Source organism: Halobellus sp. H-GB7 (assembly GCF_030848585.1).
In the GTDB taxonomy this organism is placed as follows: domain Archaea; phylum Halobacteriota; class Halobacteria; order Halobacteriales; family Haloferacaceae; genus Haloquadratum; species Haloquadratum inordinatus.
The window spans coordinates 1-12981 of sequence record NZ_JAVDDW010000013.1 but is presented as its reverse complement, the minus strand read 5'-3'; the positions used below and the strand labels follow the sequence as shown (position 1 = coordinate 12981).

Genomic DNA, 12981 nt, shown 5'->3' with positions numbered 1-12981 from the left:
AACCACCCACGCGCCCCGACGCCTGATCGGCCGAACGGCTGATATCGTTGGAGACCAACTAGACTCCGATGCGAACTCAGCCCCCTGGACCCGCGGGCGTACCGGTCTTCGGGAACAGCCGCCAGTACGCGCGGGACCCCTTCACGTTTCTCACGAGCGTCGCGGACGCCTACGGCGACGTGGCGCGCTTCGACCTCGGGCCGATCGAGACGTATATGGTCACGAATCCCGCGGACATCGAGCGGGTGCTGGTGACCGAGGACGCGAAGTACCACAAACCGGACTTCCAGGACGACGCCATCGGCACGCTGCTCGGCGATGGGCTGCTGCTCAGTGAGGGCGAGACGTGGCGCAAACAGCGCCAACTCGCCCAGCCCGCCTTCGGCCCGAAGCGCATTTCGGCGCTCGGCGACGTGATCTCCCGTCACGCCCAGACGATGCTTGACGACTGGGAGGCGGGCGAGGTCCGCGACGTCCACCTCGAAATGGCGCGCGTGACCGTTCGGATCATCGTCGAGGCGATGTTCGGCTCGCAGCTGACCGACGAGCAAACCGAACTGGTCCAAGAGAACCTCGAACCGCTCGGGAAGCGCTTCGAGCCCGACCCGCTGCGATTCCTCGTCCCCGACTGGGTCCCGACACGAGAGAACCGCGAGTACCACGAATCCGTCCGTATCTTAGAGGAGATTCTCGACGACGTCGTCGCCGAGCGGCGCGGCACCGAACACGACCCCGACGTCGACCCCGCCTCCGACATCGTCGGCGACGCCGACGAGCCGATGGACCTGCTGTCGATCCTGCTGCGCGCGAAACAGCGCGGCGAGCAGTCCGACCAGCAACTCAGAGACGAACTGATGACGATGCTGCTCGCGGGTCACGACACGACGGCGCTGACGCTGACGTACACGTGGTATCTCCTCTCACAACACCCCGAGGCGGAGGCGCGGGTCCACGAGGAACTCGCCGCGGTCTGCGGCGACGCGCCGCCGACGGCCGCGGACGTGCGGCAACTCGACTACCTCGAACGCGTGTTACAGGAGGCGATGCGGCTCTATCCGCCGGTGTACGTCATTTTCCGAGAGCCGCAGGTCGACGTCGAACTCGGCGGGTATCGGATTCCGAGCGGCTCGGCGGTGATGCTGTCGCAGTGGGCGGTCCATCGATCCGAGCGGTGGTACGACGACCCCGAGACGTTCGACCCCGACCGCTGGCTGCCGGAGCGCCGGCGCGAGCGGCCGCGATTCGCGTACTTCCCGTTCGGCGGCGGCCCGCGTCACTGCATCGGCAAGCACCTCTCGATGCTGGAGGCGAAACTCATCCTCGGCACCGTCGCTCAGGAGTACGAACTCGACTACGTTCGCGACCGGCCGTTCGAGCTCCGCGGATCGCTGACGATGCACCCCGAGGAGCCGATGGGGATGCGGCTCACGCCCCGCTGAGCGGTCCGCGGTAGCCCGGCGCGGTCACCGTAACGGAATCCGCGCCGCGGGCTCCCGATAGCGCGAGTCCCAGATCTGGACCTCGTTCGTCGTCCACGCGACCGGTTCGATCTCCGTGCGACCGACGAGGTCGGCGGCGTCCGCGATGCGACCCCCGCGAGCGAGCGTCACGTGCGGGACGTACCCCTCTCCCTCCATCCCTTCGACAGTGCCGAACGACTCACAGAGTCGGCGATGCAGCGCGTGGAGGTCCGGGCTCTCGACGGTGAGGTAGACGACCGGGCCGGGGCCTCGCGGCGGCGTCTCGAAGTAATCAAGCCCGGTCACTCGGAGATCGATTCCGGAGTGACCACCCCTGCGCTCCCGAAGAATCGGCCGGAGCCGCTCGCGGAGCCGCGGGAGCGAGTCGGCGTCGTCGTCGAGTGCGGTGTCGAAGCGCTTCGCGAGCAGCGTGTGCCGCTCGCGGATCCGCTCGAACCGCGTGAGTTTCGGATGCAACTCCGAGGCGAGGCGGTCGACCTGCCCCGGGACCGGGACGTTCAGACTGAACACGGTCGAGCGTCGGCGCCAGCGGGCAAGAAGCCGTCGGGAGCGACCCGCCTACCGGAGCGTTTTGTGTCGGACCGATCAACAGAGTCGTATGAATCGCTGTCCAACGCTCGCCAGACGTCGCCTTCTCGCCGGGGCGGCGAGCGTGTTCGTCGGTGGAGTGCTGGCCGGATGTAGCGAGCAGTCGAACGGGGCCGACAGTGGCGACGGACCGAATGGCGTCACGGCCGGGTCGAACAGCACGACTGGGTCGACCACTGCCACCGACGGGCCGGCCAGTGAGACTGGAACGACCGACGATGACGGCTCCGAGTCGACGGACGAGTCGCCCCTCGATCTCCGAGAGGCGAACGTCGTCGGTGTCAGTTTCGAGGGCCAGGCGGGGTCCTACACGTTCGACGTGACGCTCCATCACGACGACGCCGGCGAAGACGGCTACGCGAACTGGTGGCAGATCGAGCGTCTCGACGGGACGCGACTGGGCCGCCGGGAACTGCTCCACGCACACTCCCAACAACCGTTCACGCGCTCTGAAACCATCGCAATCCCCGAGGACGTGACCTGCGTCGTCGTCCGCGGTCACGACCAGACGCACGGCTACGGCGGGCGAGTGCTGCTCGTGAATCTCGATACAGCGGCGACACGAACCATCGACCAGGGTCCCGACCGCCAGGGCGTCGACGAGGCCGATTGCCCGTGAGAGTGCGGTTTTCGAGCGTATTAGATCCGATCGAGCAGCCACAGCACGATCAGCACGACGATGGCGAGTCCCAGGAACGGTCGCAGCGGACCCAGAAGTTCAGCGAGAATCCCGAGGATGCCGCCGACGACTTCCAGCACGAGCCAGATCACGACGAGGACGAGCACGACCTTCAGCAGGTCTTCGACTTCTAATTCTCCGCGGTCGGTGCCGGGGCTCGGTAAGCGCATACTCTCCCTCTCTTGGCCATCCTGAAGTGCCTTCGGGCGCGGTGACGTCGTTCTCGACTTCCTCTCTCGACCGCGCTCTGTCGCTGCTGCTCCGTGCCCACTGTCCGGGACACCCTTAATGTGACTCCGTCACAATGTCTTCTATGGCGAACCTCTTCCGCGAACTCGGCCGGCTCTCCGCCCGCGGCCTTCCCGGCTGGGTGGTCCCCACTGTGGGCGTTGTCGCCGCCGTCCTCGTCGCCTTCGCCCTCTTCGGCGGGGATCCGGTGACGGTCGTCGGTCTCGTGGTCCTCGTGCTCGCGATCGCGACGGTGTACAGCACGGTCGAGATCGTCAACGCCTACGAGCGCCGCGTGCTGACGGTGTTCGGAGAGTACCGACGACTGCTCGACCCCGGACTCAACGTGATCCCGCCGTTCATCTCGAAGACGTACCCCTTCGACCTCCGGACGCAGACGTTCGACGTCCCCAAGCAAGAGGCGATCACGCGCGACAACTCGCCGGTGACCGCCGACGCCGTCGTCTACATCCGCGTGATGGACGCGAAACGGGCATTCCTGGAAGTCGACGACTACGAACGCGCGGTCTCGAACCTCGCACAGACGACGTTGCGTGCGGTTCTGGGCGACATGGAACTCGACGAGACCCTCTCAGAGAGAGAGAAGATCAACCGCCGGATCAACGAGGAACTCGACGAACCGACCGACGAGTGGGGCATCCGCGTCGAGAGCGTCGAGGTGCGGACGGTCAAGCCGAGCGCGGACGTCGAGAACGCGATGGAACAGCAGACGTCCGCCGAGCGTCGCCGCCGCGCGATGATCCTGGAAGCGCAGGGCGAACGACGCTCCGCCATCGAGACGGCGGAGGGTGCGAAGCAGGCGAACATCATCCGCGCCCAGGGTGAAAAGCAGAGTCAGATCCTGGAAGCACAGGGTGACGCGGTCGCGACGGTCCTCCGAGCGCGGGCCGCCGAGTCGATGGGCGAGCGCGCGATTATCGACCGCGGGCTGGAGACGCTCACGAACATCGGCACGTCGCCGTCGACGACGTACGTCCTCCCGCAGGAACTCACGAGCCTCCTCGGCCGGTACGGGCGCGGCCTCACCGACTCCGATATGCAGGAGTCGGCCGCTCTGGAGAGTCTCGACTTCGACGCGGAGACCCGGGACCTCCTCGGCATCGACGACGTAGAAGAGATCGTCGCGGGCGTCTCCGACATCGAAGCCGTCGAATCGGTCGGCGAGCTCCCCGAGCGCGGCGACGGCGCGGCCGAGACCGAGGTCGACCTGAATCTCGACGGCGCGTACGAGAGCCAATAACGCAGACAGAGGTCTTCTCGGCCCCGTCGGGGTCGCGGTCGCGACTTCTCATCCAGACAACACGAACAATCGTTACAATTATCCGACGACCGAAAGTATGTGTTAGCATGAGCCACGAACGCGGTCCGGCAGTTCCCCGCGGCGAGGCAACGCCCCCGACGCCAGAGAACTCCCCTCTGAGTCGGCTGAAGCGGCATCTCCTCGAGTGGCCACGGCGCTATATCGAGATGCGCGTCGACGCCGTCGAACGATAGTTTCGCGTTCGCACTCGCGTGCTCTGATCGAATAGAAGCAGTTAGGTGGCTTCTCCAGCCATATCCGTCCGATGGTAACTCCGCTACATCTGGGACTCGAACACCCCAGCGTACTGTGGCTGCTCGGCGCGGGCCTGCTCGCCTTCGTCGCAGGGCTCGTCGTCAATCTGTACCGCTCACGCCGCGCCGACACGTCCGCGAACGCTGTCGGCGAGCAGAAATAGCGTCCGACAGTATCAGCACCGCATCGACTGAGAGCTGTTTTCCGCTTACGCGTCCGGGTCGTCGTCCCGAACGGTCAGCACCGGCACCGACGCGTGACGCATCACTCGCTCGGTGACGCTGCCGACCAGGTAGCGGTCGATCCCCGACCGGCTGTGGGTCCCCATCACGACGACGTCGGCGTCCGCTCGCTGGATCTGATCGAGGATCTCGTCTTGCGGGATTCCCATCACGACCGACCGCTCGACGTCGACGTCGTCGGGGAGGTACTCGACGGTCTCGTCGATAGCTGCCTCGGCGCGGTCGCGCTCGGCTTCCTCCCACGCTTCGGGTGCGAGCCCGCTGCTCGGGCTCTCGAAGCGGTTTCGACTGTCGGCGACCGACACGACGCGGACAGTCGCCTCGTTGGTCTGTGCGAGCGATCCCGCGTGCGTCGCCGCCGCCAGCGACGCGTCGCTGCCGTCGGTCGGAAGCAGCACCGTCTCGTACATCTCAGGCCACCCCCGCCGCCATCAGGAACAGCGCAACCGAGATGATCGCGAACAGGCCGCCGACGAACGCCTTGATCGTCGACGTGCTGAGCGCGTTCGAGACGTAGGGCGCGATCTGGCCGCCGGTCACCGTCGCCGGGACGGTGAAGACGACCATATTCCACGGCGTCGAGGCGAGACTCAGGCTGTGCCCGCCGACGAGGCCGCCGCCGAACACGTGGACCAGCGAGGCCAGGATGGCCGTCAGCGCCACGACGATGTGGTTCGTCCCGATAGCGACGCGGACCGGGACCTTGGTGCCGAGCATCGAGATGATCCCGAGTTCGCCGACGCCGAAGCCGGCCAGCCCCTGGAACATACCCCCGATGCTGTAGTTAGCGAAGCGGCGGAGATAGCCGCCGCGCGTGTAGCGGTAGTCGTCGCCCTCGCGGTCGACGCGGGTCACGGTCCCTTCTTCGTCGGTGTGGACGCCGGCGGGGCCGAGCTTCCCGGCGTCGTCCGGCAGTTCGGCCTGGCCGCCGTCGGTCGCGGCGGCGTCGTCGTGGTCGGCGTCGGTGCTCTCGCCCTCGTGGTCGAGGTCGGCCTTGAACAGTAGATACGACGCTGCGAGCAGCGCGATTCCGAGCAGCCCGTGGAAGAGCGGTTCGGGGATGACGAACGACAGGAGCGCGCCGCCGACGACGAAGGGAATCGCGCCGCCGACGAGCGTAAGCGCCAGGCGTCGGTCGACGAGTCCGTACTGGATGAACGCGATGGCGGAACTCGACAGCCCGAACGCCTCGCTGATCAGCCCGACCTTTACGATCGTCTCCGGCTCCAGCGGGTTCGCGGCCAGCGGGAAGATGAAGATGAGGAACGGGACGAAAAGCGCCGAACCGCTGATCCCGACCGTGTTCACGATAGTGGCCCCCAGCAGGAACGCCGGGAACAGCCACCAGTACTCGAGCCAGTAGTCCATCCACGGGCCCTCGAACATATTTCCGATGCCGGTCTCGGCCGGCGTCGGCGCGCTGAGCAGGACCCCGACGATGAACGCGAGGGGCGCGAGGAACACGAAGATGTGCTGATAGCGCAGGAACGACCGCTGGACACGACTGTAGGACACTGATGTCATTGGTTTCGTTTGGAGGTTAGTTGTCGACAGGAGATACGACCGGATCGACGGAAGAACGAAGGGCTATCGACCGGTGCGGTGCTGCGCTGACGGAGTCCGTGTGCTGACAGCGGTCGAACGTCGACTCGAGCGACGAACGGTCGAGCGCGCGGGACATCTACGTAATGCCCCCCCGCGTATCGCGGCGGAAGTTGTGATCGATTCGGGCAACCGCGTCGTCGAACATCATCGTAGCCGCCGGATAGCGACGACCGAGGAATAAATCTTGAGGTTCGAACTCGCCGTGGGGACGTGTGGCGTGCGGCGCTTCGCCCATCCTTGCCCCGTCGTCGCGACCCGCGTCAGGTCAGCGATCGTCGGCCGACGGGTCGTCCTGGCGGTCTCCGATCGCGTCCTCGCCGGGTGGCACGCCACCGAGTGCATCGTCGCCCACTGGCACTCCGTCGAGCGGGTCGTCGCCGGGGTCGACACCCTCTTCGCGACCGTCGCGTTCGTCGTCCTCGGCGATCCCGAACTCCTGTCTAAGTGTCCGGATCCGATCGCGGATGTCGGCTGCGAGCTCGAATTCGAGGTTGTCTGCGGCCTCCTGCATCCGGTCTTCCAGGTAGGCGATCCGCTCGCGCGCTTCCGACTCGTCGGCCGGCTCGTCGCTCGTCGACTCGCCGCTGCTCCCGCCGCTCCCGGGGAGGTTCGTCTCGCCGATCGCTTTCTCGATCGTCTTCGGCTCGAAGCCGTGCTCCTCGTTGTACTCGCGCTGGATCTGCCGTCGGCGACGCGTCTCCTCGATCGCCGACTGCATCGAGTCGGTCGTCTCGTCGGCGTAGAGGACGACTTCGCCCTCGACGTTTCGCGCGGCGCGTCCCATCGTCTGCACGAGCGTCGTCTCCGAGCGGAGGAATCCCTCCTGGTCGGCGTCGAGGATGGCGACGAGTGAGACCTCGGGGATGTCCAGGCCCTCCCGGAGGAGGTTGATCCCGACGAGTACGTCGATGTTCCCCAGTCTGAGGTCCCGAACCAGTTCGTGGCGCTCCAGCGTGTCGGTCTCGTCGTGCATATACGCCACGTCGACGCCGGACTCTTCGAGGAACTCGGTGAGGTCCTCGGCCATCCGCTTCGTGAGCGTCGTGACCAGCACGCGCTCGTCGTTCTCGATGCGCTCGTCGACCCGATCCAAGAGGTCGTCGACCTGCCCGGTCGCGTCCGCGACCTCGATTTCGGGGTCGACCAGGTGCGTCGGGCGCACGATCTGTTCGACGATCTGCTCGGAGTGCTCCCGCTCGTAGTCGCCGGGCGTCGCCGACACGTAGAGCGTCCGGTCGGTCTTCTCCTCGAACTCCTCGAACGTCAGCGGCCGGTTGTCGTACGCCGTCGGGAGCCGGAAACCGTTCTCGACGAGCGAGTCCTTTCGCGACTTGTCGCCGGCGAACTGCCCGCGGATCTGCGGGAGCGTCTGGTGGGACTCGTCGACGACGGTGAGAAAGTCGTCCGGGAAGTAATCGAGCAGCGTGTACGGCGGCTCTCCGGAGTCCCGATCGGACATATGCACCGAGTAGTTCTCGATGCCCGAGCAGTAGCCCGTCTCCTGCAGCATCTCGATGTCGAAGGTGGTGCGCTCCTCGATCCGCTGGGCGGCGACGAGGTCGCCCTGTCGCTCGAAGTACCGGACGCGCTCGTCCATCAGCTCCTCGATCTCCGCGATCGCCTCCGCTAACTTCTCCTCGGGGATCGAGTAGTGCTCTGCGGGGTGCACGAGGACGGCCGGCTCCTCGGAGACGACCTCGCCGGTCAGGGGATCCAGTTTCGTCAGGCGGTCGACCTCGTCGCCCCAGAACTCGATGCGGACGGCGTAGCGGCCGTACATCGGGTACACTTCGACGGTGTCGCCGCGGACGCGGAACGTCCCCTGCTGGAAGTCGACGTCGTTGCGCTCGTAGTTCAGGTCGACGAGGCGCGCCAGCAGGTCGTCGCGGTCGAGTCGGTCCCCGAGCTCGACCCGAAGCGCCATCTCGGTGTAGTTCGACGGGTCACCGAGGCCGTAGATCGCCGAGACGCTCGCGACGACGATGACGTCGTCGCGGGTAAGCAGCGACCGCGTCGCGGAGTGTCGGAGCCGGTCGATCTCCTCGTTGATCGACATATCCTTGTCGATGTAGGTGTCGGTCTGTTCGACGTAGGCCTCCGGCTGGTAGTAGTCGTAGTAGGAGACGAAGTACTCGACCGCGTTGTCCGGGAACAGATTGCGAAACTCCTCGTACAGTTGGGCGGCGAGCGTCTTGTTGTGGGCGATGACCAGCGTCGGCTGCTGGAGCTCCTCGATGGTCCACGAGACCGTGTTCGTCTTGCCCGAGCCAGTGACGCCGAGCAGCGTCTGTTTGTCCATTCCGGACTCGAAGCCCGACGCCAGTTGCTCGATGGCTTCGGGCTGGTCGCCTGCGGGATCGAACGGGGCGTCGACCCTGAACTCCCGATCCGCCGCCGGTCTGTCGGGCGAGAGCGGACTCGACCCGGAGGTATCGCTCATTGGGGCGCTATTAGGGGTTGAGTCACTTGAGACGGTCGGTCGGCGCAGTTCGTCGCGATCGCGATTACACAAGAAACGAGGGTGCGCCGTTTTGCCCCGGCCTATACGGAAAGGTACTCTTCGACGGCACCGGAGGCTTCGATCTCCTCGGGCGTCCCCTGCTCGACGACTCGTCCCGTTTCGAGGACGTAACAGTAATCGGCGACCGCCAACGCGAGGTTCAGGTTCTGTTCGACGATGAGCACCGAGATGCCGCGGTTGTCGCGGATCCGCTTGAGCTGTTCGCCGATCTCGTGGACGATCGAGGGCTGGATCCCCTCCGATGGCTCGTCGAGCAACAGATGACTCGGATCGGCGTTGAGCGCCCGGGCGATCGCCAGTTGCTGTTTCTGTCCACCGCTCAGCGTGCCCCCCTTGGCGTCGGCCTTCTCTTTGAGTGCCGGGAAGTACTCGTAGATGTACTCCGGAACCTCTCCCTTCAGGAGCAACTGATCGCCGCTGGCACTCCCGAGCCGGATGTTGTTCTCCACGGAAATCGCCCCGAAGATGTCTCGGGATTGCGGGACGTATCCGACGCCTTTCGCCGCCATCTCGAACGGCTTCAGCGTCGAGATGTTCTCGCCGTCGAGGAACACGTGGCCGCCCTGGAGATCGTTCAGTCCCATTATTCCCCGAAGCAACGTCGTCTTTCCGACCCCGTTGCGACCGAGGACGGCGACGATCTGGTCGGTCTCGACCTTGACATCGACGTTCCAGACCACCGTACTCTCGCCGTAGCCGATCTGCACGTCCGAGGTCCTAAGCATCGGCCGCCTCCCCGAGGTAGATCTGCTGGACGGTCTCGTTTCTCTCGATCTCGTCGATCGTGCCGCTGGCGATGATTTCGCCGCGATCGAGGACGGTGATGCTCTCGGAAACTTTTCTGATGAAATCCATATCGTGTTCGATGACGACGATCGCGACGTTCTCCGTCTCCCTGATCTCCTTGATGAGGTCGACGGTGTCGTTCGTCTCGCCGACACTGATCCCGGACGTTGGCTCGTCGAGGAGCAGGAGTTCTGGCTCTGCGCCGACGGCCATAACGATCTCGAGCCACTGTTTCTCGCCGTGCGAGAGCGTTCCGACCATCGTGTCCTGTTTGTCGTTCAGGTTCGCGATCTCCAGCAGTTCCTCGATCCGATCGCGGATGTCGCTGTCGTCGTGCGTTCGCAGCAGCTTCCACGGCGACGATGCCCGCGATCGGAACGCCAGTCGCATATTCTCGATTACGGTCTCGTCCTCGTAGACGCTCGTGATCTGGTACTTGCGAATAATTCCGCGCTGGGCGCGCTCGTGCGGCGGCACGGACGTGACGTCTTCCCCGTCGAACGTGATTGTCCCCTCGGTTGCCGAGAGCTTCCCGGTCAGAAGGTTCTGGAAGGTCGTCTTACCGGCTCCATTGGGTCCGATCAGTGCCTTCGTCTCGTTCGGCTGGACAGTGAAGTCGACGTCGTTGACCGCGGTGAACTCGCCGAACCGCTTCGTCAGTCCCTCGGCCTGTAACAGCGGTTCGATCTCAGTCATCGACCTCACCTCCCGCGCCGATCTCGTTTCTGCTCGTGGACACGAGGGTCGCCTGGACTCCCTCGACAATATCGGAGAGGAGCCCGACGATTCCACGAGGCGCACCGATCACGACGGCGATGAACAGCAGTGCGAGGCCCATCTCCCAGTAGTTGATCAGCACGTCGCTCAGCGTGGAGTTGAGGTATTGGATCAACAGCGCCCCGAACACCGCCCCGATGAGGGTGCCACGGCCGCCGACAGCGATCCAGATGACCACCTGCGTCGAGAGCACGAAGCCCAAGAGCGGCGGCGAGACGAAGCCGTCGATGGTCGCGTACATACTGCCTGCGACGCCAGCCATAACACCGCTCAGAGTGAATATGATGAGCCGGTACTGCTGTGTGTCGTAGCCGAAGAACTCGGTCCGTTCCTGATTCCCACGAATCCCGCGCAGGACGCGGCCGAACGCCGAATCTACGAGGGTATTGAGAAACAGGTACGACCCCACGAGGACGCCGAGTGCGAGGTAGTAACTCATCGTGGCGGTTAGCTCCACGCCGACGACCTGTATCGACGGAATCCCGTAGATCCCGTTGAAGCCGCCGAGGAAGCCCACGAACTCCCCGGCGATGCTCTCGAAGATTATCGAGACGATGAGGGTCGTGATCGCGAAGTACGACCCCTTCACGTCGGCGCTGAAGAGGAACCAGCCCAAAGCGAGCGTTAGCAGTGCCGCCACCACGGGGGCGACGATGAACACGACGGCGATGTCGGGGACCACGGGCACCTCTTTCAACAGTTTCGCGGTGACGTACGCGCCGACACCGAAGAACGCGGCGTGGCCGAGCGTCAACAGGCCGGTGTAGCCCCACACGAGGTCGATCGAGAGCGCGAGCAGGGCGAACGTGAGGTACGTCGACCACGTCGAAACCTGGTACTCCGAGACGAAAAGCGGGAGCGCGACGAGCGCGAGGAGTCCGACGATCTTCGCGACCGACGACGGCGTCTTCAGATGGACCGCAGCGTCTTTCGTCGCCATCTCACTCACCACCCCCCGTCGTGGGGACGAGCCCCTGCGGTCGGTAGCGGATGATGATCAGTGCGACCAACAGCACGGCAGCTTGCGCGATCGAAGTGTACCCGGAGATGACTGTCCGGAACAGGTTGTCGAGTCCACCGAGGAGAACCCCGCCGGCGATGGTTCCTGTGAAGGTCCCGATCCCGCCGACGATAACGACGAGGAAGGAGTCGGCGAGCCAGGAAATTCCCATCGTCGAGTTGACACTCAGGAGTGGGGCCATAATCGCGCCGGACAGCCCCGCCAGCGCGGAGCCGAACGCGAACGTCGTCCGGTCGGAGACGCGCGTGTTGATGCCGACAGCCGCAGCCATCTCGCGGTCCTGAATCACGGCGAGCGCCATAATCCCGATGTCGGTGTAGGCGAACAGTCCGATCGTGATCGCCATCACCACGACGGCCACCACGATGATGAACGCCCAATGGATAGGGTAGGTCACGCCGAGCAGAGAGATCGAACCCTCCATCGGGGGCGCGACGCTCTTTTGTGACGTTCCGAACGCGATCGTCACGGCCTCCTGCAGCACGATCGCGACGCCCCACGTGGCCAAGAGGGTGTCGAGCGGCCGGTCGTAGAGTCGTCGGATGAGAGTGACCTCCATCGCGACGCCGACGAGCCCCACGACGAGGGGCGCGATCACGATGCTGAGCCACGGGGAGAAGCCGGCGCTCTGGACGGCGTATGCGGTGTACGCTCCAACCATCATCAGCGCGCCGTGTGCGAGGTTAAGCACCCCCATCAGGCCGAAGATGATCGTCAATCCGGAGGCGACGAGGATCAGCCCCGAGATCGACGTGAGCGATATCAGTACCCGATCGGCCAACTGTAACGGAATGGTTGTTGCTAATGTTGAGATCATGATGTGCCGAATGATGGGTGTGACTTAGACGTCCAGACAGCCCTCTGCGACTGTGATCCCGTACGGTTCGATCTGGCCGAATTCGGTCAGGACTTCGAACGCTCCGCTCTCGGCGTCGAACTCGCCAACGCGCGATTGCAGCGTCGCGTGGTGTGTTGCCGGATCCATCGAGACGGTTCCCTGCGGTGCGTCCATCGAAATAGGATTCTCCAGCGCGGCTTTGACCTCCGCGCCGGACGAGGCACTAGGTGCGTGTTCGGTCAACGCGTTGGCCATCAGGTGCGGCCCGAAGTACGACGCCTCCGCTACGAAATTCGGCGTCGTATCAGTGCCGTACGCCTCCTCGTAGCTCGAAATGTATTCGTCGTTGGCTTCCCCGTCGAGGCTCGTGAAGTACGGTGCGGAGGTCAGGACACCGTCGGCGGCATCGCCGGCGGCGATAGCCTCCTGTTCGCTCATAATGTTGCCGGCCCAGACCATCTCGTCTATCAGTCCGACCGAGCCGGCCTGATTCAGCATCTCGACCATACTCGTCCCGACCGTGGTGAAGTACACTGCGTCGGCGCCGGAGGACTGGATGTCGCTGAGCTTCGAGCCCCAGTCGGTGAAGCCGAGCGGTACGTAGTCCTCGGCGACGATCGAGCCGCCGTTCTCCTGAAC

15 protein-coding genes are annotated in these 12981 nt (G+C 64.8%); 5 read left to right on the top strand and 10 right to left on the bottom strand.

The window, feature by feature from the left end; all coding sequences use genetic code 11:
* The first annotated feature begins 68 nt into the window (after positions 1–68).
* Positions 69–1439 carry a cytochrome P450 gene (locus RBH22_RS16030; protein ID WP_306678203.1) on the top strand — a complete coding sequence of 457 codons (1371 nt, stop codon included), beginning with the start codon at positions 69–71 and terminating at the stop codon, positions 1437–1439.
* A 24-nt stretch (positions 1440–1463) separates the two neighbouring features.
* Here the strand turns inward: RBH22_RS16030 and RBH22_RS16025 are convergent, their stop codons facing one another.
* On the bottom strand, positions 1464–1991 hold the full coding sequence (locus RBH22_RS16025) for a 2'-5' RNA ligase family protein (protein WP_306678201.1): 528 nt from the start codon (positions 1989–1991) through the stop codon (positions 1464–1466).
* 88 nt (positions 1992–2079) lie between these two features.
* Here RBH22_RS16025 and RBH22_RS16020 point away from each other — a divergent pair, with 88 nt between their 5' ends.
* Positions 2080–2688: a hypothetical protein gene (locus RBH22_RS16020; protein ID WP_306678199.1), complete on the top strand. Its 609-nt coding sequence runs from the start codon at positions 2080–2082 to the stop codon at positions 2686–2688.
* Positions 2689–2708: 20 nt separating this feature from the next.
* Here RBH22_RS16020 and RBH22_RS16015 read toward each other — a convergent pair whose 3' ends face one another.
* Positions 2709–2918, bottom strand: a complete 210-nt coding sequence (locus RBH22_RS16015; protein ID WP_256546131.1) for a hypothetical protein — start codon at positions 2916–2918, stop codon at positions 2709–2711.
* A gap of 143 nt (positions 2919–3061) precedes the next feature.
* Here RBH22_RS16015 and RBH22_RS16010 point away from each other — a divergent pair, with 143 nt between their 5' ends.
* The 3 genes from RBH22_RS16010 to RBH22_RS16000 all read left to right on the top strand — a co-directional run bounded on the left by RBH22_RS16010 (position 3062) and on the right by RBH22_RS16000 (position 4715).
* Entirely contained in the window at positions 3062–4237 is a 1176-nt protein-coding gene (locus RBH22_RS16010; protein WP_306678196.1) for an SPFH domain-containing protein, read from the top strand.
* A gap of 107 nt (positions 4238–4344) precedes the next feature.
* Entirely contained in the window at positions 4345–4491 is a 147-nt protein-coding gene (locus RBH22_RS16005; protein ID WP_199723004.1) for a hypothetical protein, read from the top strand.
* Positions 4492–4562: 71 nt separating this feature from the next.
* The gene (locus RBH22_RS16000) at positions 4563–4715 is read left to right on the top strand and encodes a hypothetical protein (protein WP_158547650.1); all 153 of its coding nucleotides are present in this window, start codon (positions 4563–4565) and stop codon (positions 4713–4715) included.
* A 45-nt stretch (positions 4716–4760) separates the two neighbouring features.
* Here the strand turns inward: RBH22_RS16000 and RBH22_RS15995 are convergent, their stop codons facing one another.
* From RBH22_RS15995 to RBH22_RS15960, 8 genes are all read right to left on the bottom strand, one after another.
* Positions 4761–5204, bottom strand: a complete 444-nt coding sequence (locus tag RBH22_RS15995) for a universal stress protein (protein ID WP_256546129.1) — start codon at positions 5202–5204, stop codon at positions 4761–4763.
* A 1-nt stretch (position 5205) separates the two neighbouring features.
* Entirely contained in the window at positions 5206–6318 is a 1113-nt protein-coding gene (locus tag RBH22_RS15990) for a sulfite exporter TauE/SafE family protein (RefSeq protein ID WP_306678193.1), read from the bottom strand.
* Positions 6319–6664: 346 nt separating this feature from the next.
* Complete coding sequence (gene uvrB / locus RBH22_RS15985; RefSeq protein ID WP_306678191.1) at positions 6665–8839, bottom strand: excinuclease ABC subunit UvrB; 2175 nt, start codon at positions 8837–8839, stop codon at positions 6665–6667.
* 101 nt (positions 8840–8940) lie between these two features.
* Positions 8941–9645, bottom strand: coding sequence for an ABC transporter ATP-binding protein (locus RBH22_RS15980; protein ID WP_256546126.1), 705 nt, complete (start codon positions 9643–9645; stop codon positions 8941–8943).
* Positions 9638–10402, bottom strand: coding sequence for an ABC transporter ATP-binding protein (locus RBH22_RS15975; RefSeq protein ID WP_256546125.1), 765 nt, complete (start codon positions 10400–10402; stop codon positions 9638–9640). The genes RBH22_RS15980 and RBH22_RS15975 overlap by 8 nt, the downstream gene beginning before the upstream one ends.
* Entirely contained in the window at positions 10395–11423 is a 1029-nt protein-coding gene (locus RBH22_RS15970; protein ID WP_256546124.1) for a branched-chain amino acid ABC transporter permease, read from the bottom strand. Before RBH22_RS15970 ends, RBH22_RS15975 begins: the two co-directional genes overlap by 8 nt.
* A 1-nt stretch (position 11424) precedes the next feature.
* Complete coding sequence (locus RBH22_RS15965) at positions 11425–12321, bottom strand: branched-chain amino acid ABC transporter permease (RefSeq protein ID WP_306678187.1); 897 nt, start codon at positions 12319–12321, stop codon at positions 11425–11427.
* A gap of 24 nt (positions 12322–12345) precedes the next feature.
* Positions 12346–12981, bottom strand: a 636-nt coding sequence (locus RBH22_RS15960) for a transporter substrate-binding protein (protein ID WP_306678185.1), incomplete at its 5' end; no start/stop codon positions are given.

Excerpts from the sequence above, each read along its gene's own strand:
- RBH22_RS16030 (WP_306678203.1), top strand. The coding sequence starts at position 69 with ATGCGAACTCAGCCCCCTGGACCCGCGGGCGTACCGGTCTTCGGGAAC.
- RBH22_RS16020 (WP_306678199.1), top strand. The coding sequence starts at position 2,080 with ATGAATCGCTGTCCAACGCTCGCCAGACGTCGCCTTCTCGCCGGGGCG.
- RBH22_RS16015 (WP_256546131.1), bottom strand. The coding sequence starts at position 2,918 with ATGCGCTTACCGAGCCCCGGCACCGACCGCGGAGAATTAGAAGTCGAA.
- RBH22_RS16010 (WP_306678196.1), top strand. The coding sequence starts at position 3,062 with ATGGCGAACCTCTTCCGCGAACTCGGCCGGCTCTCCGCCCGCGGCCTT.
- RBH22_RS16005 (WP_199723004.1), top strand. The coding sequence starts at position 4,345 with ATGAGCCACGAACGCGGTCCGGCAGTTCCCCGCGGCGAGGCAACGCCC.
- RBH22_RS16000 (WP_158547650.1), top strand. The coding sequence starts at position 4,563 with ATGGTAACTCCGCTACATCTGGGACTCGAACACCCCAGCGTACTGTGG.
- RBH22_RS15995 (WP_256546129.1), bottom strand. The coding sequence starts at position 5,204 with ATGTACGAGACGGTGCTGCTTCCGACCGACGGCAGCGACGCGTCGCTG.
- RBH22_RS15990 (WP_306678193.1), bottom strand. The coding sequence starts at position 6,318 with ATGACATCAGTGTCCTACAGTCGTGTCCAGCGGTCGTTCCTGCGCTAT.
- uvrB (WP_306678191.1), bottom strand. The coding sequence starts at position 8,839 with ATGAGCGATACCTCCGGGTCGAGTCCGCTCTCGCCCGACAGACCGGCG.
- RBH22_RS15980 (WP_256546126.1), bottom strand. The coding sequence starts at position 9,645 with ATGCTTAGGACCTCGGACGTGCAGATCGGCTACGGCGAGAGTACGGTG.
- RBH22_RS15975 (WP_256546125.1), bottom strand. The coding sequence starts at position 10,402 with ATGACTGAGATCGAACCGCTGTTACAGGCCGAGGGACTGACGAAGCGG.
- RBH22_RS15970 (WP_256546124.1), bottom strand. The coding sequence starts at position 11,423 with ATGGCGACGAAAGACGCTGCGGTCCATCTGAAGACGCCGTCGTCGGTC.
- RBH22_RS15965 (WP_306678187.1), bottom strand. The coding sequence starts at position 12,321 with ATGATCTCAACATTAGCAACAACCATTCCGTTACAGTTGGCCGATCGG.